The following is a 22,518-nucleotide window of genomic DNA, read 5'->3' as shown; positions in this document are numbered from 1 at the left end:
TCAATCACGAAAATATCGACAGTCGCAAGACATTAAGATTAAGCGAACAAGATTAGGCTTTCAATGTTAACCATACTCATATTTTTCACCCTGTTTACTGTGCTAACAACCCTTTTGCCCTTGTCTCGACATCCCCATTGGATTGTTAGAGGTATGGATTTTCCTCGCTTACAGTTCACTATACTTGCAACGATTTTGTTACTCGCCCATTTTATTTTTCTTGATCCGCAAAGAGTAAGTACGCAGGCACTGATTATTAGCACAACGCTATGTTTGATATGGCAGTTATCTTGGATAATACCCTATACTTTTATTTATCCCAAAGAGGTTAAAACCTCTACTGAATGTGATGCTGATAAACAACTTAGCATTATTACTTCAAATGTTCTGACACCCAATCGTAATGCCGATGCACTGATAGCACTGATTAAAAAACATCAGCCCGATGTGCTAGTCACACTAGAATCAGACCTATGGTGGGAAGAACAGCTTAACGTCCTAGAAACTGACATGCCTTATAGCGTTAAATGCCCACTTGATAATCTCTATGGCATGCATGTATTCTCACGATTACCTATCGCCGAACAAGAAATCTGTTATTTGGTTGAAAAAGATGTTCCGTCAATACACACCACAATAGAGTTGCGTAGCGGCGATAAAGTGCGAGTGCATTTTCTTCATCCTGCGCCACCAAGCCCAACAGAGAATGATGAATCTGCAGAGCGTGATGCTGAGCTGATGATTGTTGCTCGAAGTGTTGCTGACAGTGAGCAACCCGTTATTGTGACAGGCGATCTTAATGATGTTGCTTGGTCTGCTACCACACGACTGTTTCGTAAAATTAGTGGTTTACTCGATCCTCGCGTTGGACGAGGAGTATTTAGCACTTTTCATGTCGACTACCCATTGGTTCGATGGCCTTTAGATCATTTGTTTCACAGCAAACATTTTACACTGCAAAAAATTAAGCGTTTACCGTCAATTGGTTCAGACCATTTTCCACTGTTAACCCAACTATCGTTTACTGCACTGCGTTGTAATAATCAAGCAGGTATAAAAGCAGGCACGGCCGAGCATAAGTGGGCACAAGAAATATCTGAACAACAAAATGTTAGTAAAGGTGATGTACCAAAGCCCGGTGAAACAAGTTAAGCCAATAAACGTTCTGCGTTAATGGCTAACGTTTTATAACGGGTTAATTCGTAACTATATTTGCTGATATTTTGCGGATTTGATCAGCGCACTCAGCTAAGACGATAGCACCAGCCGTTGATACATTTAGAGAATTACCCATACCAAACATAGAAATATGTATTTGATGATGGCTTAGTTTTAATGCCGCTTCACTTACACCCTTGCGTTCATTACCTAACACTAATGCACAAGCAGTGGGATATGCCATCTCTTTATAGTCAACCGACTGCTGGCAGAGTTCTACGCCAAAAACAGTATAACCGTCGTCTATTAATGATTGTAAGCTTGCCGTTGTGCTATCACTGTATTCAATATCGACCCATTTCGCTTCATTTCTAGAGGCCTTTTTCAATTTTTTATCTGAAATTGTGAGTTCGCCACAAACAATAATTTTTTGAATAGCAAAAGCATCCGCTAAACGAATAAATGCACCTATGTTGTAGCTATTAGTGACATGATCTAAAACCAATACTAAAGGGATTTTTGCCTGCTTTACATATTCATCGCGGGTCGGTTTATCTTGTCTGAGGTCTTCTTTACTTAATTGTATTTTTGAATGCATAATAACGGCTCTTATTAGATACTAAACGACTGTCATTCTATTAGTATTCTGACTAATCGATGAGGTCGATATTTGATATTTGATATTTGATATTTTTAGTTCGTCACGGTTAACCATTTAAACAAACTTTAATTGTAAATTTATGGGCGATCAAGGGCTAGATATTCTGATGTGAGACTATAACCATCTCCGCCCATTTTACCAACAGAATCAATTAACACTTGGTTTATGCCTGCTTCGTTGTATAGGTCATCACGAACATAAATAGACTTTACATCTAAAAGCACAAGCGTTCCTCCAGCAGGTAAATCACCGAGAGTAATAAGTTCTCTTAATGTGCATTCATAACGAATTGGCGACGCTTTAACCGAAAATGGTGCCACGCTACAGCTACCTATTTTATCAACCCCTGCAAAGTCAAACTCACTTTCATCGAGACTAATACTGGCACTTGTTTTGTTCATTTGGGCCAATAATGAGCTATTTACAATATTGATAACACATTCACCCGTTTCTCTTAAGTTTTGTAAGGTGTCTTTATCAAGACCACTGCGTTGCGTTACCTGCGTATAGAGAAGTACCGGAGGATTACAACTGGCCACCGTAAAAAAAGAGTAAGGAGCAAGATTGTCAACACCGTCTTTAGAACGTGTACTGATCCAAGCGATTGGTCTTGGTGTAACACCACCATTGAGTAGGCGATATTTTTCCTGAACACCAAGTTCTGTAATATCAAAGTTCATTAAACGCCTCCAGCCATTCTGTAAAAGAATTAGCGACCTGATTAACCGTTACCGCCGTGTGATCATAGAACCATACTGCACTGTCTGCTTGTCTGTGTGCACAATCACTAAGTTTGAAGCAAAACATACTGCCCTTACAATCAGATGCAAACAAGATATGGCCTTTTGGCATACCGGTCATTTCATATAACTTTGAGAGCGAAAAAACATCATCAAGGCTTAAAAAATCTTGTACTTCGGTAATATCGACACCTAAATCACAGATTTTAGTTAATACATTTGGCGTGTGTACCAAACCGTAAGTCGAAATCAAATATTTATATGCATCAGGCAAGTAAGCAGATAATTTTAATTCTAGCTCGGTTATATCCTCACTGGCTATCGGTACCATGGCGCTTTTACTGCCCCAATTTTTTACAAAAAGATCAATGCTATTCATCTGGATACTCTCATTCTGTTACTGTGTTATTTGTATTGAACACTTTATAACTTGCCAATTTATCGTGCTTTGTTCAAGCTTACCTATAACGTCGCATTCTAGCAGTTTAAGAGAATAGGGTATTGCTAATTAATAGCGTAACGAGTTTACTTATCTGGTTATTTCAGCAAAATAACAACACTGATAATATGCAGCTAAGCCATTCATTATATTGAGCGATAAAAAAAGCACCTAAAAAGGTGCTTTAATCAATCGTATCTTTTATCTTAATTTCAGACTAACTCGCTTTAATGCGCGTAATATTCGCACCAAGTGCTTGTAGTTTATCTTCAATATTTTGGTAACCGCGGTCAATATGATAAATACGGTCAACTTGTGTTTCTGAGGTCGCCACTAAGCCAGCAATCACTAAACTTGCTGATGCACGTAAGTCTGTTGCCATTACTTGCGCACCGTTTAGTGATTCAACACCACAAGAAATAGCGGTATTGCCTTCGAGACTAATATCAGCGCCCATGCGTTGTAGTTCAGGAACATGCATAAAACGATTTTCAAAAATAGTTTCTGTTGTCGTTGCCATACCTTTTGCAATTACGTTCATTGTCACGAACTGTGCTTGCATATCCGTAGGAAAAGCAGGATGAGGAGCAGTGCGAATATTAACCGCCTTTGGTCGCTGATTCATCGTTAGCTCGATCCAATCATCACCGGAGGTAATTTCTGCGCCAGCTTCTTGTAACTTACTTAAAACCGCTTCTAAAGCTTTAGGATCTGTATTTAAACACTTAACCTTGCCTTGAGTAACCGCAGCAGCCACTAAAAAAGTGCCTGTTTCAATACGATCTGGCATAACACGATACTGTGTGCCTGATAACTCGGCAACACCCTCTATGCTCAGTGTATCTGTACCTGCGCCAGAAATTTTAGCGCCCATAGCGTTTAAGCACTTAGCTAAATCAACAATTTCTGGTTCGCGGGCAGCATTTTCGATCGTGGTAATACCGTCAGCTAATGCTGCAGCCATCATCAAGTTTTCAGTGCCGGTAACACTTACCGTATCCATAAAAATGGTCGCACCTTTTAAACGCCCATTATTGCGAGCGATGATATAACCATTTTCAACGTCTATGTCTGCGCCCATTAACTTTAAACCGTGAATATGTAAATTCACTGGTCTTGCGCCAATAGCACAACCGCCGGGCAAAGAAACTTCAGCATGACCAAAACGCGCCAATAACGGACCTAAAACTAATATAGATGCGCGCATAGTTTTAACTAACTCGTACGATGCACGGCAATGATCTATGGTACTTGCATCGATAACTAATTCATTGTCACCAGACCAATGAGCTTTAGCACCTAATTGACTTAGCAATTTAATCGTCGTTTCAATATCATTTAACTTAGGAACGTTACTAAATGTAATAGGTGTCTTAGAGAGAAGTGCTGACATTAATATCGGTAAAGCGGCGTTTTTTGCGCCCGAGATGGTTACTTCACCCTTTAGGGCCGTACCACCTGTTATTTTAAATGCATCCAATAGAATATTCTTATTTGGTTATGAAAAATTAAAGCGGAAGATTAAACATTTTTTCACGCTGCCAAACTGACGTTGTGAAAGTTTTAATCGATACCGCATGAATTGCACCCGCTTTTATAGTCTCTGCTAAAGGTGCATATATTGCTTGTTGCTTCTTTACACGGCTTAATTCACCAAGAAAGTCTGCAACCGCAATCACTTTGCATTGTGATCCATCAAATGCAACATGTAACTCATCAAGTTCAAGGGCATCATTAAGTAATTTTTCTATATCTGAAACTTCCACATTTATCTCCGGTTACTGATTAAGCGTACTATCAGTTTTTGGTAAGAACATATCAACACAACTTAACTGAGCTAATTTAATTAAATCTTTTGGTAAATTATCAAAAGTTAATTGGCAGTCAGTCTTATTACTTAATTCTAGCATGGCAAGTAGCCAAGCTAAACAAGCCGTATCGACTTTTGAAACATTTGACAAATCAAAGATTAACACCCCTGATTTAATCAAAGCTTTTGATTTTTTTTCAAATGAATTATCAATAGTTAATAAGGTTAATTCACCACTAAAAACTACTCGGGAATCTTTTTCAATAAAACTAATTTTCTTCACTTCAATTCCTAATCTTCACAGAAATAGCCTATTAACGCTACTTAAAAACGATTTTTTGATCGCTTTTTTCTTTTAACATTTCAGTAACGTATGGCAAACCTTTTTGACGTATTAAGCCGCTAAGCTCTGCTTCTTTACTATCAAGCAAACTAACACCTTCGGCGACCATATCGTAAGCTTTCCATTCATTGGTTGTGGTATTTCTTCTAACACGAAATGAAATATCAATAGGTGGTCTACCTGGGTCTAAAACCGAGGTTCTAACAGCAACAACCTTAGCGTCATCAAAGTCTCTTTCTGGTTCAAATTCAACTTCTTGTTGCTTATACAAGGTAAAGACTTGTGCATATGAGGTAACTAAATACTCTCTAAAAACATCAACGAAATCAGCTCTGCTTTGCGAAGTTGTTTGTTCAAAGTTTTTAAAACCGATAACTTTCAATGCTGCATATCGGTAATTAATGTAAGGCATCAACTCTTCACGAACGATATCTTTCAATATTTCAGGGTTCTTACGAATCTCTGGTTGTTCGTCAGAAAAACGTTTAAACGTTACTTTCGCTACCGTTTCGATCATCGCGTACGGATTTTTACTGTCAACCGCTTTTGCTGTTGCACTAATACTCACCATTAATGCTAAAGCGATTATTACTGTAAATAATTTTTTCATTATATTACTACTCTCCATTGGTAAACCTGCTAGTCACTTCCTTGACTAAATAAAAATTGTCCTATTAATTCTTCTAATACTAATGCGGGTTTAGTATCTTCAATAAAGTCACCTGGAACTAGCGTGCCTACCGATTCATCAACAAAACCAGGTCGTAAGCCAACATATTGCTCACCCAACAAACCTGCGGTTAAAATAGAGACCGACGTTGCTTCTGAAAAATTAATATACTGTGTATAAATATCTAAAGTGACTACCGGCGTATAATCTTTTGCATCGATGGTAATATGACTAACACGACCGACAACAACACCACCCACTTTTATCGCTGAACGAACTTTTAGACCGCCAATGTTATCAAACTTAGCATAAAGTTGATATGTCTCACTATTACCGGAAATACCGCTATCAGCAACTTTCAGCGCAAGCATAAGCAACGCAGCAATACCTATTGCTGCAAATAAACCTACCATTAACTCAATTTTTTTCGACACCATGTCTTCCACCAAACCTAAAATAAAAATTATTATAAAAATTAACTAACAGCAAACATTAACTCGCAAACATTAATGCTGTTAATACAAAATCTAACCCTAAAACCAATAATGATGATTGTACAACTGTTGAAGTTGTCGCTCGACTAATACCTTCTGATGTTGGTACACAATCGTAACCTTTATAAACAGCTATCCAAGTGACAACAAAAGCAAAAACAACCGATTTTATCACCCCATTAAGAATATCTTTTTGAAAATCAACTTGAGCCTGCATCACTGACCAGAATGTACCACTGTCTACGCCCAACCATTCAACACCGACGAGATGACCACCTAATATCCCTACGGCAGAAAAAATAGCGGCTAGCAAAGGTAAACTAATAAACCCTGCCCAGAATCTTGGTGCAATCACACGACGTAACGGATCAATTGCCATCATTTCTAAACTTGATAATTGTTCTGTTGCTTTCATTAAACCAATTTCGGCGGTTAATGCCGAGCCTGCACGTCCTGCAAATAATAGTGCCGCAACCACAGGGCCTAATTCACGGAGTAAAGATAGTGCGACCATAGGTCCTAAACTGCCTTCAGCACCATAGCCCACTAAAATAGTATAGCCTTGTAAAGAGATAACCATGCCAATAAATAAACCGGATACCACCACTATCATCAGTGAAAGTACGCCAACAGAATATAACTGCTGCACCAATAGAGGAAAGCCTTTACGTACATTCGGCACATGAAGCAATGCAGAAAGTAATAAAACTATTGCTCGCCCTAATCCCGTAATCGTGGCAATAATGTTATGCCCTAAACTTTGTAAACTATTCATTATTTAGGCTCCTTACCCATTAATTCATCTTGATAAGGGGCGCTAGAAAAATGAAATGGTACGGGACCATCAGCTTCACCTTGAATAAATTGTTGCACCAGTGGTGATGTTTGCTTACTTATCTCTGACGGTGTGCCATGACCAATAATTTTCTTTTCAGCAATAATATAAATGTAATCGGCAATACTCATTACTTCTGTAACGTCATGTGAGACCACAACTGAGGTTAAACCTAATGCTTCATTTAAATCTTTTATTAAACGAACAATAACACCCATTGAAATAGGGTCTTGTCCCGCAAAAGGCTCATCATACAAAATAAGTTCAGGGTCTAAGGCGATAGCGCGGGCAAGGGCAACTCTTCGTGCCATGCCACCAGAAAGTTCGCCAGGTGCTAAATTTCGTGCACCGCGTAAACCAACGACCTCAAGTTTCATTAATACCATTTTTTCAATTAACGATTCTGACAAGGTACTGTGTTCGCGCATCGGAAAAGCAATATTGTCGTAAACACTCATATCGGTAAATAACGCGCCACTTTGAAACAACATGCTCATACGTTTACGCGCTTCATAAAGTGCACTGCGTGATAATGTTGGAATATTTTGTCCGTCAAAAAGTATTTTACCTGAATTGGGTCTGAGTTGACCGCCAATTAAACGTAATAAGGTGGTTTTACCAATACCACTTGGCCCCATTATCGCGGTAACTTTTCCTTTAGGGATCGACAAACTAATATCATCATAGATCACTCGTTCATCACGTTTAAACGTAAGGTTCTGGATATCGACCAAGTTTTCAGGCATAAGATTTATATAACGTCACTGGTTGTTATTATTAAAGTCAGGTGAATTTTACCTGAGCAATCAAAAAACGTCATTAAAATTGCGTTAAAAATGTAAATAAAAATCGTAAGAAAGCGTGTAAAAACGTAATAAAGTGTAAGATTTTACTCTCAGAAGATATATTTTTGCTTTAATGAAATTTTTACTTTGGCTATTTTTTAACAATGGCATGTAAAAAAACCGCCTTTTGGGCACTTTTTTACCAAGATCTGATTATTTCTCTTTGTTTTTGCTTCGCAACCAGCGACAATTTACGCTCTTAATATAGGAGCCCTTAATGTTATTACAGATTCTAATTTTACTTGTTTCACTTGTTACTCTGGTATGGAGTGCTGATAAATTTGTTTTTGGTGCCTCATCATTAGCAAGAAATTTTGGTATCTCACCGATGATTATTGGTTTAACTATTGTTGCCATGGGTTCATCTGCTCCAGAAATGATGATTGCAGCGACAGCATCTTTAGACGGTAACAATAATACAGCTATCGGTAACGCAATCGGTTCAAACATTACTAACATTGCTTTGGTACTGGGTATAACGGCATTATTTCAACCTTTAAACGTATCCTCATCAACGGTAAGACGAGAAATTCCATTAATTTTAATTGTTACCGCCCTAGCCTATTGGATGCTTTCTGACGATTACTTTGGCTTTAACGAAGGCTTATCACTGATGATCGGCTTTTTTGTTTATATATTTGCGTTACTTTTTATCACCATAAGAGCCTCTAAAACTCGGCCAATTGATGATCCATTGATCATTGAAGCTGAACAAGAAGTGCCTGACGCGGTTAGCAAACCTAAATCTTTACTTTGGCTAGTCGTTGGTATTATTTTCTTACCTATGAGTGCTAGCTACCTGGTCGATTCATCCGTTTTTATTGCTAAAGCATTTGGCATAAGTGACTTAGTGATTGGTTTGACCGTTATTGCCGTTGGCACAAGCTTGCCAGAACTTGCTGCAAGTATTATGAGTATTATCAAGAAAGAAGATGATTTAGCGCTAGGGAGTATTATTGGCTCTAATATCTTTAATATTTTGGCCGTACTCTCGCTCGCTGGCTTAATTGCACCGGGCGAAGTAGATTCAGATGCCGCAGCACGTGACGCTCCTTACATGCTTGGCGTTACCGTATTATTATTTATACTGTGTTTTACTCGTCGTGCCGGAAAGTTTTGCATTGGCCGCTTAAAAGGTTTGTTATTAATAGGCGCTTTTATCGCTTATCAAGCGCTACTTTTTAGTCAAATAAAGCAATAACAAACACTATAATAGCAATTTACAAAATAAAAACGGGCTAATAATGAACGATTTCAAACAACTAGCGTTAGACGTTATTCACATAGAACAACAGGCTATTGCAGAGTTAGCCCAGTACATTGATGAGAACTTTGAATATGCCTGTCAGTTAATGTTTAACTGTAAAGGTAGGGTTATTATTGCTGGCATGGGCAAGTCAGGCCATATCGGTGGCAAGATTGCTGCAACGCTGGCGAGCACCGGCACACCTTCTTTTTTTGTTCACCCTGGTGAAGCAAGTCACGGTGATTTAGGTATGATAACCGGTGATGACGTCGTGTTAACTATTTCGCACTCGGGCGAAACCAGTGAAGTGTTAGCAATAGTGCCAGTCATAAAACGTATTGGCGCTAAACTTATTGCGATGACGGGGAATCCAGCCTCAACCTTAGCAAAACTAGGCGATACCCATGTCTGTGTTGCTGTTTCACAAGAGGCTTGTCCACTAGGATTAGCGCCAACATCAAGTACCACAGCAACCCTAGTAATGGGTGATGCACTCGCTGTTGCCTTATTAAATGCTCGCGGCTTTACCGCTGACGACTTCGCACTCTCTCATCCCGGTGGTAGTTTAGGAAAACGCCTATTACTACGTCTTAGCGATATAATGCATAGTGGTGAGCGCTTACCAACTGTAAATGCTAATGCTAAAATTAAGGATGCGTTGGTTGAAGTATCATTAAAAGGTTTGGGGATGACGGCGGTAGTCGACGAGAGTGGTCAATTACAAGGCTTATTCACTGACGGAGATTTACGTCGTATTCTTGATGAACGTATTGATATACATCTTGATACTATTGCATCAGTGATGACAAAAAATCCCACTGTGGCTCATCAAGATATGCTAGCCGCCGAAGGCTTAAAAATCATGGAAGACAAAAAAATTAATGGTTTAATTATTGTTAATGACAATAATATACCTATTGGCGCAATGAATATGCACGACTTACTAAAATCAGGTCTTATCTAATATGCAAACACTCTATGGCGAAATTACTGACACAGCATTCAATACCATGAAAAAAATAAAGCTGCTGATATGTGATATTGATGGCGTTTTTTCTGATGGCCGTATTTATTTGGGTAACGATGGTGAAGAATTAAAAGCTTTTCACACTAAAGATGGCTACGGCATAAAAGCATTAGGCGCCAGCGGTGTCGATGTAGCGGTGATCACCGGGAGAACATCAAATATTGTCGCAACACGTATGTCAGCCTTAAATGTTAAATATATAGTGCAAGGTGAAGAAAATAAATTACCCGCCTTGAAAACGATGGCTAAGCAATTAAAGCTATCCCTCGAGGAAATTGCTTATATTGGTGATGATATGCCTGATTATGAGTGTATCAACGCTGTAGGCTTGGGTATTGCTGTTCAAGATGCCCACCCAAGTATTTTATCTATCGCAAATTACACCACTTTTAACCATGGCGGTTTTGGTGCTGTTCGAGAAATATGCGATTTAATCATGCTTAGCCAAAACACCTTAGCAAATGCTTCGGGTGCGAGTATATGAATCGACTTTATAGTTTAACCTTGTTGTTTTTTCTAATTGCGGGAGGCGTTTACGGTATAATTGAATGGAGAAATTCCTCAGCACCACAATTACAAGCGATTGATAAGACGCTGACCCCTGATTTTATTGCCGAAAATTTACACAGTAATGTTTATAAACATCAAGGAAGCTTAGCTTATGTTGTTGATGCCCATCGTATGGAACATTACCCTGAGTTAAGTATTACCAACTTTGAGTTTCCTCAATACACACTTCATCCAAAAAATGATGCGCCCGCATGGAAAATATCTGCCAATGAAGGCATATTATACAATAACAACCGGGTAAAATTAGCAAAGCATGTCCGCCTGTTAGCAACAGATCCCGATAGCTTATTACAAGAAGTTCAAGGAAAATACTTTGAACTTGATCTAAAAACTAACATCATAAGTTCAGAACAAGAAATTAAAATTATCGGTAAAGGATTTACCATCGATGGTAAAGGTTTAATTGTCGACTTAAACACCAACCAAATGACACTAACTAAACATGTGAAATCAATTTATGAAATTGTTAAAAAATAGCCTACTGTGCTTATTGTTATCAACTCCGCTATTTTCGTCAGCTTTCGCTGAAAAATTTGATATAAAACAAAAGATTGAAATTAACGCTTCAAGACAAGCCGTTGATCTTAAAAATAAAATATTCAGCTATATTGATAACGTGGTGATCACTCAAGGTTCATTAGTTATACGTGCTGATTTAGTACAAGTGCTGACTCAATCTGGCAGTGAAGAAAAAACCTATATCGCTAAAGGGAAGCCAGCAACCTTTAAACAAACCTTAGCCGATGGCACTCCTCTTAGCTTACAAGCAGACGAAATAAGATATGAGCCCGCAAATAATTTAGTGATAATTTCAGGAAATGCGTTATTACAGCAAGAAGGTAGTGAGGTTAGTGGCAGTAGAATTACTTACAATATTGCCACTCAGTATGTCAATGCTGAAAGTAAATCTAACGAACGCACTAAAACGATTTTTCAGCCGAAAGAAAAAATTAAAGCGACAACCACAGACGCGAAAACTCAGGAAAAAATTAATTTATGAGCACTAGCACCCTAATGGCAAAAGGCCTTGCCAAAGCCTATAAAGGCAGAAAAGTGGTTAAAAATGTCAGTATGCAAGTTTCAGCAGGACAAATAGTCGGTTTACTGGGCCCAAATGGTGCCGGAAAAACAACTTCTTTTTATATGATTGTGGGTTTAGTTGAAAGTGATAGTGGCGATATTATCTTAAATGACGAAAACCTGACGTTAGCGCCTATGCATGAGCGTGCGAGAAAAGGCATCGGATATTTACCACAAGAAGCCTCTATTTTTCGAAAACTCAGTGTTTACGACAATATTATGGCTATTTTACAAACACGAAAAGAATTATCAGATGCTGAACGTGAAGAGAAATTAGAACATCTTGTTGAAGAATTCAACATAGGTCATATCAAAGATAATTTAGGCATGAGCTTATCTGGTGGTGAACGCCGCCGAGTAGAAATTGCTCGCGCATTAGCTGCTGAACCAAAATTTATTTTATTAGATGAACCTTTTGCTGGTGTTGACCCAATTTCAGTAGGTGATATTAAAAAAATTATTCTACACTTAAAAGAACGTGGCATTGGTGTGTTGATCACTGATCACAATGTACGTGAAACTCTCGATGTATGTGAACATGCGTATATTGTTAGTCATGGTGAACTTATTGCAGAAGGTACTGCAGATCAAATTCTTGCAAATCAACACGTAAGAGATGTATACCTTGGTGAACAATTCACGCTATAGTAGTCAGTAAATGAATAGTATCTTCGTATGAAAAAAACGAAAATATCCCATTAAAAATAATAGGAAGTTAATGACCTAAATGCGCCCTACTCTACAACTCCGCATAGGACAACAATTAACCATGACGCCACAATTGCAGCAAGCAATCAAATTGCTGCAACTGTCTACGTTAGAGCTTCAACAAGAAATTCAGGAAGCCTTAGAAAGTAATCCATTATTAGAAATGGATGAGTCTTCAAATAATCCCGAAGATAAAAGTACTGACAACCTTGAAGAAGCTCACACTGCCGGTACTGGTGATGTTAAAGAAGCCCCTGCTTCTGATGGTAGCGAAGACGCTACGCCTACCATTGATGAAATCACCACCACTGAAGCCATGGACAAGAACGATATCCCTGAAGAATTAAACATGGATACCACTTGGGATGATAACTACACGGCCGGTGCAGCAAGTTCAAGCTCAGGCCCAGCTTCAGAAGATTATACTTACCAAGGCGAGACTCAAGACTCCATTCAAGATCATTTGCGCTGGCAAATGGAATTAAGCCCTTTTACCGAAACAGACCGCGCTATAGCGACAGCAATTATTGATGCTGTTGATGACGCCGGTTACTTAACGGTATCTAGTGAAGACATTTTAGAAAGTGTTGCCATTGAAGGAGTAGAGCTTGATGAAATTGAGGTGGTACTAAAACGTATTAACCTCTTTGATCCTGTCGGTGTCGCTGCTCGTTCTATTTCAGAATGTTTAATCATTCAACTTAATCAATTTGACCCCGCTACACCTTGGTTAGCAGAAAGTAAGTTAGTTTTGCGTGACCATATTAATCTGCTGGGTAGCCGAGACTATCGTACATTAATGCGTAAAACTCGACTAAAAGAAGAGCAACTGCGCGAAGTGGTGCGTCTTATTCAATCACTTGACCCTAGACCCGGCGATAGTGTGATGAAGAGTGACGATCAGTATGTTATTCCTGATGTTTCTGTTGAAAAGAAAAATGGCCGTTGGGTGGTTGAATTAAATCCTGATACTGCGCCAAAACTTTCGGTGAATCAGCAATATGCTTCGATGTCACGTTCGATGAAGTCGACAGCTGACACACAATTTATTCGCTCAAATTTACAAGAAGCTAAATGGTTTATTAAAAGCTTAGAAAGCCGTAATGATACCTTATTAAAAGTGTCAAACTGTATTGTGCAACGTCAAATTGGCTTTTTTGAACATGGTAATGAAGCCATGCGTCCAATGGTTTTAAATGATATTGCCGAAGCTGTCGATATGCATGAATCAACCATTTCACGAGTGACGACACAAAAGTACATGCATACGCCACGTGGAATTTTCGAACTGAAGTTTTTCTTCTCAAGCCATGTTGGCACCGAAAGCGGTGGCGAATGCTCATCAACAGCTATTCGTGCATTAATCAAAAAATTTGTTGCTGCCGAAATCCCAGCAAAACCACTTAGTGATAGTAAAATGGCTGATTTATTAGCCGATCAAGGGATAAATGTAGCTCGACGCACCATAGCAAAATATCGAGAGTCACTTTCTATTCCACCTTCTAACCAACGAAAAAGTTTACTTTAACGAAAAGATGAGGAATTAAGCTTATGCAAATTAATCTTTCTGGCCACCATGTTGACATTACCGAAGCTTTACGAGAAAACGTCACGACTAAGATGGCAAAATTAAGCCGACATTTTGATCATATCAATAATGTTCATGTTGTTCTCACCGTTGAAAAATCAAATCAAATTGCTGAAGCGACTGTTCACGTTAGTGGCTCTGATTTACATGCAAAAGCTGAAAATGCTGACATGTATGCCTCTATTGATAGTCTTGTTGTTAAGCTTGACCGGCAAATATTGAAGTACAAAGGTAAAACGAATCAGCATTAATGCTGTTTATCGCCTGTTCACTCACCAAAGAATCTAAGTAGTATAATGAAGTTGCAAGATATCCTTACCCTTGATTGCACCCTGTGTGCGATTAAGGGTACAAGCAAAAAAAAACTCCTTGAAATAATTAGCGAAACTGCGGCAAAAAAATTCGATAATATTGATACTCATCAATTATTCGAAAGCTTAATGGCGCGTGAAAAAGTTGGCTCTACCGGCATAGGAAATGGCATTGCGATTCCTCATGGTCGATTAACTAACACGTCACAAGTTATTGCTGTATTGCTGACCAGTGAACAAGCCGTTGAATTTGATGCGATAGACAACCGTGCTGTCGATATTATTATTGCGTTATTTGTCCCCGAAGAAAACTGCCAACAACATTTAGATACCTTACAAAGTATTGCGCAAATATTTAGTACTAAACAGTTCGCAAAGCAAGTAAGAAAATGCCAAAATTCGCAAGAGCTTTTTACTTTAATAAAGCATGCTAAACGTTAATAAAATCTAATAATAATCCAGGAAAACTCAAATGAAACTCTTGATAGTCAGTGGTCGCTCAGGGTCAGGTAAAAGTGTCGCCTTACGTGTACTCGAAGATTTAGGCTACTACTGTGTCGATAATATTCCGGTGAATTTATTGCCTGCATTAGCACATACCGTTATTAATGATTACGACAAGGTAGCGGTTAGTTTAGATGTACGTAACTTACCCAATGATCCTAATGACGTTTCAGAAATATTAGATTATCTACCAAAAACAGTAAAACTCGATATTCTGTATTTAGATGCTGATGACTCTGATCTTATTCGACGTTTTAGTGAAACGCGTCGTTTACATCCTTTGATTAAACAAAATATCCCACTCGACCAAGCCATCTCTTTAGAGAAAAAGCTGCTTGAGCCTATTTCCACGCGTGCGGGTTTGTATATTAATACCAGTCAGTTATCACCTCATCAATTATCTGATTTAGTGCGTGAGCGAATTTTAGGCAAAACCTCGGCATCTATGGTGGTGGTGTTTGAATCTTTTGGCTTTAAACACGGTGTACCACAAGACGCAGATTATGTTTTTGATGCCCGTTTTCTGCCTAACCCTTTTTGGGAAACAGACTTAAAAGGTTTTACCGGTTTAGATCAACCCGTGCGAGACTTTCTTGCTAGCCAACCGATTGTCACTAAATTTATCTGGCAAATTAACAGTTTTATGATGACGTGGTTACCCCACTTAGAAAGAAACAATCGCAGCTATATTACTATCGCCATTGGTTGTACGGGTGGAAAACACCGATCGGTTTATATTGCAGAAATATTAGCAAACAATCTTAGAAAAGAACGCGAAGATGTTCAGTCTCATCATCGCGATATTAAAATACAAAGCACTTAATAACGGTCACTGTATGCCAAAATATAATAAATCATTAACCATTAGCAATAAACTGGGATTACATGCACGTGCTGCCACTAAACTTGCCCAGTTAAGCCAAAAGCTTAATGCTAACGTTACTATTTGCTTAGAGGGCAAAGAAGCTGATGCCAGTAGTATTATGGGGTTAATGTTACTGGCCGGTGGCTTTGGAAAAACCGTAGAGGTGATTACCCAAGGAGAAGATGCTCAACAAGCACTTAACGATGTATGCCAGTTATTTTCTGATAAATTTGATGAAGACGAATGATAAAAAGACTGAATAAAAAATAAAGTTACGTTATCATTCATTACAACACCTTAGCCAGCGCATCTTGACTAAGATATAAACAATATAATTTTCGTATTACTGCGGCACAGGAAAACTTTATGCCGGAAATATCAGAGCAACAACAAAATCATCAACGCCTGCAACAAGTCAATAAAGCACTTGGTAGCGGAATGTTTGTGCACGTTCGAAAATTACTACAGAACATGCCAGCTTATGATATTGCTTTAATATTAGAGTCATCTCACCCGAAAAGTCGTGCCGTTTTATGGCAACTTATCGACGCTGATAATCACGGTGAAGTACTTGAAGAACTCAATGAGGAAGTTCGAAAAGGCATTTTAAAAACTATCCGCCCTGAAAAATTAGCCGCCGTTGCTGAAGGCATGGATGTTGATGATTTAGCTGAAGTTTTACGTACTCTACCCGATAGTGTTTATCAAGAAGTATTAAGTGCTATGGACTCGCAAGACCGAGGTCGAGTCGAAGCAGCGTTATCATTTGAAGAAGATACCGCTGGCGGTATCATGAACACCGATACCATAACAATTCGTCCCGATGTAACGGTTGATGTGGTATTGCGCTATTTACGCTTACGAGGTGATTTACCTGAAGCGACCGATTCTTTTTATGTGGTCGATGGTAAAAATCACTTTATTGGCGCCGTTTCTCTAGCGGCGATAATTACCGCCAAACCTGAAATTATCGTCTCAACACTCATTGATAAAGATATCGAAGCAATTCAAGTGCATTTGTCTGATAGTGACGTAGCACAACTCTTTGAAAAATTTGATTGGTTCTCTGCACCAGTGATTGATGATGAAGGCCGTTTGCTTGGTCGTATCACGATAGACGATGTTATCGATATTATTCGTGAAGATGCCGAACATTCGATGATGAGTATGGCGGGTTTAGATGGAGAGGCAGATACCTTTGCTCCGGTTTTAAAAAGCACGCAACAACGCTCTATTTGGCTTGGCGTTAATCTCATTACCGCACTACTTGCTGTTGCTGTATCGAGTATGTTCGAAGGTGTTTTAAGCCAACTGGCTATTTTAGCTATTTTAAATTCTTTAGTGCCTAGTATGGGTGGTGTTGCCGGTAACCAAACCTTAACACTGGTTGTTCGCGCCATTGCGCTAGGCCATGTTGGCGACTCAAATGCGAGAATACTTATTCAGAAAGAACTTGCTGTTGGTTTTCTTAATGGCGTTATCTGGGCGGTATTAATTGCTGGTGTTGTGGCTATTTGGCAACAAAATTTAATGCTTGGTGGCGTTATAGCCTTTGCAATGTTAATGAATTTAACCGCTGCTGGTATCGCTGGTGTCGCTATCCCGCTGTTTTTGAAAAGGATGAATATTGACCCTGCTCTCGCTGGTAGTGTGATATTAACAACGATTACCGATGTGGTTGGAATATTCGCTTTCTTAGGTACTGCAACTTTATTCCTAACCTAAACTAGATATGGGCTTATTGAGATCTTGATACCTTTTCAAGATCTCAATACTAGTCTGTTGGTTTTAATAATCAAATGTACCTTATTAAAATAACACGATTTGATTAATTGCCGCCAACCTGCATCTCTTCAATTAACAATGAACCCGTTAAAATACTGCCTCGTAAGTCAACATCACTACCGACAGCAACTAAGCCTTTAAAGATATCAGATAAATTACCCGCAATGGTAACTTCTGATACCGGGTAAGCAATTTCACCGTTTTCAACCCAGAAACCGGCAGCGCCACGTGAATAATCACCATTGACTACATTAACGCCTTGTCCCATTAATTCAGTGACAAGAAAGCCAGTACCGAGTTTTTTCAACATGGCATTAAAGTCACCGCCATTGGCAGAACCTTTGGCATTAATTTGCCAATTATGAATACCTCCGGCATGGCCAGTAGATCTAAGTCCTAACTTACGTGCTGAATAACTGGTTAATAGATAGGTCTCTAAACAACCATCAACAATAATTTCACGGTCAACCGTTTTTATTCCTTCACTGTCGAAAGCACTACTCGCTAACCCTTTTAAAATATGAGGGCGTTCACTGATATTTAAAAAGTCAGGAAAAACTTGTTTGCCAATAGCGTCCATTAAAAAAGATGATTTACGGTATAAATTACCACCGCTGATCGCCGCTATAAAATGTCCAAAAATGGAATTAGCAATGTCGGCACGAAACATCACCGGCACTTTTCCTGTCGGTAATTTTTGAGCATTTAATCTCGATAGCGCTTCTTTTGATGCTTGCACACCAATAGCGATGCCATTATCCATTAAATCAAAATCACGATTGACGGTGTAAGCATAATCTCTTTGCATATCATCACCTTCAGAGGCGATCATTACGCAGCTCAAACTATGTCGAGAACTTGGATAGCCAACAATCTGCCCATTGCTATTGCCATACACTTTATAGCCTTCAAAGCTATCAAGTGATGCACCATCTGAGTTAGTAATACGAGGATCATACGCTAGCGCACTATCTTCACATTCTTTGGCGAGTTGAATAGCTTGGTCTGTTGTTAAAACTTTTGGGTGATATAAGTCTAAATCAGCAGGCGACATTTCAAGCATGTCCTTGTCTGCTAATCCTGAACAGTCGTCAACAGAGGTATACTTTGCAATATTAACCGCCGCTTGTACTGTTTGTTTTAACGCCGCTTCTGATAAATCTGCGGTTGAAGCACTCCCTTTACGACCTTGCTGGTAAACAGTAATACCCAATGCACCGTCATTAGTAAACTCAACCGTTTCAACTTCACCAAACCGCGTACCAACACTTAACCCTTGTTGGCGGCTTATAGAAGCTTCAGCTGCATCTGCTCCTAGCGATTTTGCTAAGTCGAGTACTTGTGCTACACGTTGCTCAACGTCTCTTAATTGTTCGTTCATCGATTGTTTAGCGTTCATCGTTTCAGTCATAATTTATTGTTTTCTTCTATAAATGCAGGAAATTGGAGAATATGCGCTGTATACCATAAGCACTTACGAGTATAATAGCGATAATTATCACTTTAATAACGAATATTATGCCCGACTCTGCTAACGATATCGATGAATTAGATGAAGAATTAAAAAGTAAATCAGAAGTAAAGCGTGAAATGATCCAGTTACAAATCTTTGGACAGTCGCTTATTGATTTATCTAAGCATCAGCGCAGTAAAATTCCTTTTACTGAGGAGATTAAGGACGCCTTAATTTTAGCTGATAAAATTAAAAACAAACATGAAGCATTACGTCGCCATGTTCGCCACTTGGCAAGAATATTATCAGAATCTGATTTAGAGCCAATTAAACATGCTCTTGATGTTATGGCAAATAAGCATCAACAAGAAACAGCTAAGTTTGTTAAGCTTGAAAAGATGCGTGATGACGCTATTGATGAGGGTAATGACTTTGTTGAAGCTTTACTGAACGAGCATGAGTCGATGGAAAGACAAAAGCTACGTCAATTAATACGACAAGCGGCAAAAGAGAAAAAAGCAGAAAAGCTTGGCAAGTATTACAAAGAGCTATTTGATTATCTAAAACTTCATACTAGACAGATAAACTAGTCGTTTATCTATAAAAAAACCTGCATTAGCAGGTTTTTTTAATACTAAATTTTATTCATTGCTAAGTGACAATAAAGCTAAGTAGCCCAAATGCACTGGCTACTTATTAAGACGCTTATTGAAAATAGCACAGTAGATAATCGTTAAAAGTGCTTATTTACTTGCACGCGATACGTATTCACCCGTACGCGTATCCACTTTAACTGTCTCACCAATTTGAATAAATAGCGGTACACGAATAACCGCACCGGTATGTAAAGTTGCTGGTTTTCCACCCGTACCGGCAGTATCACCTTTTAATCCTGGATCTGTTTCTGTAACATCTAGATCAACAAAATTAGGGGTTGTTACTGTGATAGGTGAACCATTCCATAAAGTAATGGTACAAAGATCGCCTTCTTTTAACCATTTAATACAATCTACAACTGCTTTTTCATCAGCGGCAATTTGCTCAAAGGTATCATTATTCATAAAATGCCAGAATTCACCGTCAGCATACAAGTACGCTAGCTCGGTTTCCATTACATCAGCGCCCTCGCAAGACTCGCCTGATTTAAAGGTTTTTTCTAAGACTTTATTAGAAATTAGTTTACGAATTTTTACGCGGCTAAAGGCTTGGCCTTTACCTGGTTTTACTAATTCGTTTTCTAAAATGTTACATGGTTCGCCGTCAATCATTAATTTAAGGCCAGCCTTAAATTGGTTTGTACTAAAATTAGCCATATGAATGTTCTCTTATACTCAAACAAATAACGCAGAGATTTAAATTGAAATTACAAATGCCGCAGATAATACCCCAAATAAGCGAACAATTGCACATTTCTTGGCAAAAAGAGTTAAGTAATGTCGTTACAGATCCGAAAAAGCTTTTAGATATGCTAGAAATTGACAGCCAAGATTATCTGCAACACTTTTCCGCACGTAAGTTATTTCCGGTCCGTGTACCCCGACCTTTTATTACAAGAATGAAAAAAGGCGACTTTAACGATCCGCTGCTTAAACAGGTTATGCCACTCTCTGATGAGTTTGTTGTCTCTGATGGCTATTCAATGGATCCACTAGAAGAGCACGACACTGTTGCCGAAGGCTTATTGCATAAATATAAGCACAGAGTATTGATGATTATAAAGTCAGGCTGTGCGGTTAATTGCCGTTATTGTTTTCGTCGCCACTTTCCTTATGATGAAAACAGTCCCAATAAGGTTCGTTGGCAGCCGGCGCTAAAATATATTGCCGATCATCCTGAAATTAATGAAGTGATTTTCAGTGGTGGCGATCCTTTAATGGCAAGTGATGATCACCTACAATGGCTTATTGAACAACTTGAGCCGATTAAGCATTTGACACGCTTGCGTATTCATACGCGTTTACCCATTGTTATCCCGCAGCGTATAACAACATCATTAGTGAGCATTTTGTCTGAAACTCGATTAAAAGCAACCATGGTTTTACATATTAATCACCCTAATGAAATCGATGATGAAGTAAAGCAAGCACTCGAAAAACTTCGTGTGGCAAGAATTCCTTTGTTCAATCAAAGCGTATTATTAAAAGGAGTGAACGATGACGCCAAACTCTTATGTCAACTCAGCGAAACTTTATTTGATAGTGGTATTCAACCTTATTACTTACATATGTTTGATCCCGTACAAGGGGTTGCTCACTTTGATATTTGTGAAGAAGAGGCAAAAATAATCGTCCAAAAAATGATGGCGATATTACCTGGCTTTTTAATGCCAAAATTAGTACGAGAAATTGCGGGAGAAGCTAACAAAACGCCCATCAATTTGGCATAATAGCGATATATCAAAACAATCGTCAATATAGAGACACTATGAGCGCAACTGTTAGTAAGCAACTCGTTGATAATATTTCAATTATTTTAAAAAAATCGCTAGCCGCTGATGCGACTTTAGCCGATTTAAGAAAAAACAAGCAAGCAAGCTTTGAGGCAATATTTAAAGCAGACGCTGGTTTCAAATGTTCGGCAAATACTTTTCAGCCTTATGTTGAAGAAGTCGCGAACGATTTAATTTTTTGGCAAAAAACATCAGATCAACAAACGCTAATAGATACGGTAAAGAAAATAGAAAAGCTTTTTACCGTTTTAGCGAACTTTGAAAACAGTGCAACGGTTAGCCATTAACGGTACCGCTTAAAAGTAAAAATAAAAAGGCCATCTTTATTACACTATAAAGATGGCCTTTTGCTTTATATAACGTTAAAAATGGGACGCTTATTTATCAACATAGTTTGCGAAAGCATCTTTAAACCAATCATCAAGCAATTTTTTTTCATAGCCTAACGCATTATTTCTATATTTTAAGCGTCCACCCATCATAAAACTCATATCTTTTAAATTAACATTGTCGCTAAGTATTATGACTTTCTCAGCATTTATTAATGTAAATGATAGTTTTATTCTTGGAAAATAAAGGTCTTTAATCACTCTGATTTGATGTAGACCGCTGGCGAGAACGTCACCCGCTAAATCAATGTCTGTTACGTCTATATTAAGTATTTGAGATGCGGGTAATGCTTTAGCAAGTTTGGATAAATGTTTTTCAAATTCGTTAAACATATTTTCTCGAAAGCGTTTTCGACCTTCCGTTCCTGAATCAATATCTCGGTATTTATCAGGCTCCGTCCAAGTGATGTTCACCTCAGCAGCTTGTGCTGTAGGAATCGTTAAGATCAGACCGCCTAGTATTAAAGCAGTCAATAAAGTGAATAGTGGTTTAATCATCATATATCCTTAACCATAAAGTTTATTAATGCCGAGTGATTTTTTTATAT

29 protein-coding genes are annotated in these 22,518 nt (G+C 38.5%); 16 read left to right on the top strand and 13 right to left on the bottom strand.

What is annotated here, in order from left to right; translation table 11 throughout:
* The first annotated feature begins 63 nt into the window (after positions 1-63).
* Positions 64-1,152: an endonuclease/exonuclease/phosphatase family protein gene (locus H4J69_RS05120; RefSeq protein WP_182244169.1), complete on the top strand. Its 1,089-nt coding sequence runs from the start codon at positions 64-66 to the stop codon at positions 1,150-1,152.
* 43 nt (positions 1,153-1,195) lie between these two features.
* On the opposite strand, the gene H4J69_RS05115 is transcribed toward H4J69_RS05120, so the two are convergent.
* The 10 genes from H4J69_RS05115 to mlaF form a co-directional block, all read right to left on the bottom strand.
* Positions 1,196-1,756 carry a TrmH family RNA methyltransferase gene (locus H4J69_RS05115; protein ID WP_182244170.1) on the bottom strand — a complete coding sequence of 187 codons (561 nt, stop codon included), beginning with the start codon at positions 1,754-1,756 and terminating at the stop codon, positions 1,196-1,198.
* A 140-nt stretch (positions 1,757-1,896) separates the two neighbouring features.
* A complete protein-coding gene (locus H4J69_RS05110; RefSeq protein WP_182214623.1) occupies positions 1,897-2,499 on the bottom strand; it encodes a flavin reductase family protein in 603 nt (200 codons plus the stop codon).
* A complete protein-coding gene (locus tag H4J69_RS05105; RefSeq protein ID WP_182229933.1) occupies positions 2,489-2,938 on the bottom strand; it encodes an SMI1/KNR4 family protein in 450 nt (149 codons plus the stop codon). The genes H4J69_RS05110 and H4J69_RS05105 overlap by 11 nt, the downstream gene beginning before the upstream one ends.
* Positions 2,939-3,215: 277 nt before the next feature.
* On the bottom strand, positions 3,216-4,478 hold the full coding sequence (gene murA, locus H4J69_RS05100) for a UDP-N-acetylglucosamine 1-carboxyvinyltransferase (protein ID WP_182214625.1): 1,263 nt from the start codon (positions 4,476-4,478) through the stop codon (positions 3,216-3,218).
* Positions 4,479-4,506: 28 nt separating this feature from the next.
* Complete coding sequence (locus H4J69_RS05095) at positions 4,507-4,764, bottom strand: BolA family protein (protein WP_070374871.1); 258 nt, start codon at positions 4,762-4,764, stop codon at positions 4,507-4,509.
* 12 nt (positions 4,765-4,776) lie between these two features.
* Entirely contained in the window at positions 4,777-5,091 is a 315-nt protein-coding gene (locus tag H4J69_RS05090) for a lipid asymmetry maintenance protein MlaB (protein WP_182176367.1), read from the bottom strand.
* 37 nt (positions 5,092-5,128) lie between these two features.
* Positions 5,129-5,761 carry an ABC transporter substrate-binding protein gene (locus tag H4J69_RS05085; RefSeq protein ID WP_182214626.1) on the bottom strand — a complete coding sequence of 211 codons (633 nt, stop codon included), beginning with the start codon at positions 5,759-5,761 and terminating at the stop codon, positions 5,129-5,131.
* Between the two features lie 29 nt (positions 5,762-5,790).
* A complete protein-coding gene (gene mlaD / locus H4J69_RS05080; protein WP_070374874.1) occupies positions 5,791-6,258 on the bottom strand; it encodes an outer membrane lipid asymmetry maintenance protein MlaD in 468 nt (155 codons plus the stop codon).
* A gap of 55 nt (positions 6,259-6,313) precedes the next feature.
* A complete protein-coding gene (gene mlaE, locus H4J69_RS05075) occupies positions 6,314-7,090 on the bottom strand; it encodes a lipid asymmetry maintenance ABC transporter permease subunit MlaE (protein WP_070374875.1) in 777 nt (258 codons plus the stop codon).
* A complete protein-coding gene (mlaF, locus tag H4J69_RS05070) occupies positions 7,090-7,896 on the bottom strand; it encodes a phospholipid ABC transporter ATP-binding protein MlaF (RefSeq protein ID WP_182244171.1) in 807 nt (268 codons plus the stop codon). Before mlaF ends, mlaE begins: the two co-directional genes overlap by 1 nt.
* Positions 7,897-8,212: 316 nt before the next feature.
* Here mlaF and H4J69_RS05065 point away from each other — a divergent pair, with 316 nt between their 5' ends.
* From H4J69_RS05065 to mgtE, 12 genes are all read left to right on the top strand, one after another.
* Positions 8,213-9,196: a calcium/sodium antiporter gene (locus tag H4J69_RS05065; RefSeq protein WP_182176370.1), complete on the top strand. Its 984-nt coding sequence runs from the start codon at positions 8,213-8,215 to the stop codon at positions 9,194-9,196.
* A 43-nt stretch (positions 9,197-9,239) separates the two neighbouring features.
* Positions 9,240-10,205, top strand: coding sequence for a KpsF/GutQ family sugar-phosphate isomerase (locus tag H4J69_RS05060; protein WP_182176371.1), 966 nt, complete (start codon positions 9,240-9,242; stop codon positions 10,203-10,205).
* Position 10,206: 1 nt separating this feature from the next.
* Positions 10,207-10,752, top strand: coding sequence for a 3-deoxy-manno-octulosonate-8-phosphatase KdsC (kdsC, locus tag H4J69_RS05055; protein WP_182244172.1), 546 nt, complete (start codon positions 10,207-10,209; stop codon positions 10,750-10,752).
* Complete coding sequence (gene lptC, locus H4J69_RS05050) at positions 10,749-11,315, top strand: LPS export ABC transporter periplasmic protein LptC (RefSeq protein ID WP_182214628.1); 567 nt, start codon at positions 10,749-10,751, stop codon at positions 11,313-11,315. Before kdsC ends, lptC begins: the two co-directional genes overlap by 4 nt.
* On the top strand, positions 11,296-11,838 hold the full coding sequence (gene lptA, locus H4J69_RS05045; protein ID WP_070374881.1) for a lipopolysaccharide transport periplasmic protein LptA: 543 nt from the start codon (positions 11,296-11,298) through the stop codon (positions 11,836-11,838). Before lptC ends, lptA begins: the two co-directional genes overlap by 20 nt.
* Positions 11,835-12,566 carry an LPS export ABC transporter ATP-binding protein gene (lptB, locus tag H4J69_RS05040; RefSeq protein WP_070374882.1) on the top strand — a complete coding sequence of 244 codons (732 nt, stop codon included), beginning with the start codon at positions 11,835-11,837 and terminating at the stop codon, positions 12,564-12,566. The genes lptA and lptB overlap by 4 nt, the downstream gene beginning before the upstream one ends.
* A 79-nt stretch (positions 12,567-12,645) precedes the next feature.
* Positions 12,646-14,154, top strand: coding sequence for an RNA polymerase factor sigma-54 (locus H4J69_RS05035; protein ID WP_182221193.1), 1,509 nt, complete (start codon positions 12,646-12,648; stop codon positions 14,152-14,154).
* 23 nt (positions 14,155-14,177) lie between these two features.
* Positions 14,178-14,465, top strand: coding sequence for a ribosome hibernation promoting factor (gene hpf, locus H4J69_RS05030; protein ID WP_146798691.1), 288 nt, complete (start codon positions 14,178-14,180; stop codon positions 14,463-14,465).
* Between the two features lie 45 nt (positions 14,466-14,510).
* Positions 14,511-14,966 (top strand): PTS IIA-like nitrogen regulatory protein PtsN, encoded by a 456-nt coding sequence (gene ptsN, locus H4J69_RS05025; RefSeq protein ID WP_182229930.1) that lies wholly within the window; start codon positions 14,511-14,513, stop codon positions 14,964-14,966.
* Positions 14,967-14,997: 31 nt separating this feature from the next.
* Positions 14,998-15,852, top strand: coding sequence for an RNase adapter RapZ (gene rapZ / locus H4J69_RS05020; RefSeq protein ID WP_182176378.1), 855 nt, complete (start codon positions 14,998-15,000; stop codon positions 15,850-15,852).
* 13 nt (positions 15,853-15,865) lie between these two features.
* The gene (locus H4J69_RS05015; protein WP_070374887.1) at positions 15,866-16,141 is read left to right on the top strand and encodes an HPr family phosphocarrier protein; all 276 of its coding nucleotides are present in this window, start codon (positions 15,866-15,868) and stop codon (positions 16,139-16,141) included.
* A 119-nt stretch (positions 16,142-16,260) separates the two neighbouring features.
* Complete coding sequence (mgtE, locus tag H4J69_RS05010; RefSeq protein ID WP_182214634.1) at positions 16,261-17,619, top strand: magnesium transporter; 1,359 nt, start codon at positions 16,261-16,263, stop codon at positions 17,617-17,619.
* A gap of 103 nt (positions 17,620-17,722) precedes the next feature.
* Here the strand turns inward: mgtE and pmbA are convergent, their stop codons facing one another.
* A complete protein-coding gene (pmbA, locus tag H4J69_RS05005; RefSeq protein ID WP_404842817.1) occupies positions 17,723-19,090 on the bottom strand; it encodes a metalloprotease PmbA in 1,368 nt (455 codons plus the stop codon).
* A 107-nt stretch (positions 19,091-19,197) separates the two neighbouring features.
* On the opposite strand from pmbA, the gene yjgA reads away from it, so the two are divergent.
* Positions 19,198-19,722, top strand: a complete 525-nt coding sequence (gene yjgA, locus H4J69_RS05000) for a ribosome biogenesis factor YjgA (RefSeq protein ID WP_182244173.1) — start codon at positions 19,198-19,200, stop codon at positions 19,720-19,722.
* Between the two features lie 153 nt (positions 19,723-19,875).
* Here the strand turns inward: yjgA and efp are convergent, their stop codons facing one another.
* Positions 19,876-20,445, bottom strand: a complete 570-nt coding sequence (gene efp / locus H4J69_RS04995) for an elongation factor P (RefSeq protein WP_070374890.1) — start codon at positions 20,443-20,445, stop codon at positions 19,876-19,878.
* A 56-nt stretch (positions 20,446-20,501) separates the two neighbouring features.
* Between efp and epmB the strand changes: the two genes are divergently transcribed.
* Entirely contained in the window at positions 20,502-21,518 is a 1,017-nt protein-coding gene (epmB, locus tag H4J69_RS04990) for an EF-P beta-lysylation protein EpmB (RefSeq protein ID WP_182243166.1), read from the top strand.
* 38 nt (positions 21,519-21,556) lie between these two features.
* Positions 21,557-21,868 carry a hypothetical protein gene (locus H4J69_RS04985; protein WP_182244174.1) on the top strand — a complete coding sequence of 104 codons (312 nt, stop codon included), beginning with the start codon at positions 21,557-21,559 and terminating at the stop codon, positions 21,866-21,868.
* Between the two features lie 90 nt (positions 21,869-21,958).
* On the opposite strand, the gene H4J69_RS04980 is transcribed toward H4J69_RS04985, so the two are convergent.
* Positions 21,959-22,468, bottom strand: coding sequence for a DUF3016 domain-containing protein (locus H4J69_RS04980; RefSeq protein WP_182243142.1), 510 nt, complete (start codon positions 22,466-22,468; stop codon positions 21,959-21,961).
* Between the last annotated feature and the right edge of the window lie 50 nt (positions 22,469-22,518).

This window comes from Colwellia sp. BRX10-9 (genome assembly GCF_014077405.1).
GTDB lineage: Bacteria > Pseudomonadota > Gammaproteobacteria > Enterobacterales > Alteromonadaceae > Colwellia_A.
This window is presented reverse-complemented; position numbering and strand designations above follow the sequence as displayed.

Excerpts from the sequence above, each read along its gene's own strand:
- H4J69_RS05120 (WP_182244169.1), top strand. The coding sequence starts at position 64 with ATGTTAACCATACTCATATTTTTCACCCTGTTTACTGTGCTAACAACC.
- H4J69_RS05115 (WP_182244170.1), bottom strand. The coding sequence starts at position 1,756 with ATGCATTCAAAAATACAATTAAGTAAAGAAGACCTCAGACAAGATAAA.
- H4J69_RS05110 (WP_182214623.1), bottom strand. The coding sequence starts at position 2,499 with ATGAACTTTGATATTACAGAACTTGGTGTTCAGGAAAAATATCGCCTA.
- H4J69_RS05105 (WP_182229933.1), bottom strand. The coding sequence starts at position 2,938 with ATGAATAGCATTGATCTTTTTGTAAAAAATTGGGGCAGTAAAAGCGCC.
- H4J69_RS05085 (WP_182214626.1), bottom strand. The coding sequence starts at position 5,761 with ATGAAAAAATTATTTACAGTAATAATCGCTTTAGCATTAATGGTGAGT.
- mlaD (WP_070374874.1), bottom strand. The coding sequence starts at position 6,258 with ATGGTGTCGAAAAAAATTGAGTTAATGGTAGGTTTATTTGCAGCAATA.
- mlaE (WP_070374875.1), bottom strand. The coding sequence starts at position 7,090 with ATGAATAGTTTACAAAGTTTAGGGCATAACATTATTGCCACGATTACG.
- mlaF (WP_182244171.1), bottom strand. The coding sequence starts at position 7,896 with ATGCCTGAAAACTTGGTCGATATCCAGAACCTTACGTTTAAACGTGAT.
- H4J69_RS05065 (WP_182176370.1), top strand. The coding sequence starts at position 8,213 with ATGTTATTACAGATTCTAATTTTACTTGTTTCACTTGTTACTCTGGTA.
- H4J69_RS05060 (WP_182176371.1), top strand. The coding sequence starts at position 9,240 with ATGAACGATTTCAAACAACTAGCGTTAGACGTTATTCACATAGAACAA.
- kdsC (WP_182244172.1), top strand. The coding sequence starts at position 10,207 with ATGCAAACACTCTATGGCGAAATTACTGACACAGCATTCAATACCATG.
- lptC (WP_182214628.1), top strand. The coding sequence starts at position 10,749 with ATGAATCGACTTTATAGTTTAACCTTGTTGTTTTTTCTAATTGCGGGA.
- lptA (WP_070374881.1), top strand. The coding sequence starts at position 11,296 with ATGAAATTGTTAAAAAATAGCCTACTGTGCTTATTGTTATCAACTCCG.
- lptB (WP_070374882.1), top strand. The coding sequence starts at position 11,835 with ATGAGCACTAGCACCCTAATGGCAAAAGGCCTTGCCAAAGCCTATAAA.
- H4J69_RS05035 (WP_182221193.1), top strand. The coding sequence starts at position 12,646 with ATGCGCCCTACTCTACAACTCCGCATAGGACAACAATTAACCATGACG.
- hpf (WP_146798691.1), top strand. The coding sequence starts at position 14,178 with ATGCAAATTAATCTTTCTGGCCACCATGTTGACATTACCGAAGCTTTA.
- ptsN (WP_182229930.1), top strand. The coding sequence starts at position 14,511 with ATGAAGTTGCAAGATATCCTTACCCTTGATTGCACCCTGTGTGCGATT.
- rapZ (WP_182176378.1), top strand. The coding sequence starts at position 14,998 with ATGAAACTCTTGATAGTCAGTGGTCGCTCAGGGTCAGGTAAAAGTGTC.
- H4J69_RS05015 (WP_070374887.1), top strand. The coding sequence starts at position 15,866 with ATGCCAAAATATAATAAATCATTAACCATTAGCAATAAACTGGGATTA.
- mgtE (WP_182214634.1), top strand. The coding sequence starts at position 16,261 with ATGCCGGAAATATCAGAGCAACAACAAAATCATCAACGCCTGCAACAA.
- pmbA (WP_404842817.1), bottom strand. The coding sequence starts at position 19,090 with ATGACTGAAACGATGAACGCTAAACAATCGATGAACGAACAATTAAGA.
- yjgA (WP_182244173.1), top strand. The coding sequence starts at position 19,198 with ATGCCCGACTCTGCTAACGATATCGATGAATTAGATGAAGAATTAAAA.
- efp (WP_070374890.1), bottom strand. The coding sequence starts at position 20,445 with ATGGCTAATTTTAGTACAAACCAATTTAAGGCTGGCCTTAAATTAATG.
- epmB (WP_182243166.1), top strand. The coding sequence starts at position 20,502 with ATGCCGCAGATAATACCCCAAATAAGCGAACAATTGCACATTTCTTGG.
- H4J69_RS04985 (WP_182244174.1), top strand. The coding sequence starts at position 21,557 with ATGAGCGCAACTGTTAGTAAGCAACTCGTTGATAATATTTCAATTATT.
- H4J69_RS04980 (WP_182243142.1), bottom strand. The coding sequence starts at position 22,468 with ATGATTAAACCACTATTCACTTTATTGACTGCTTTAATACTAGGCGGT.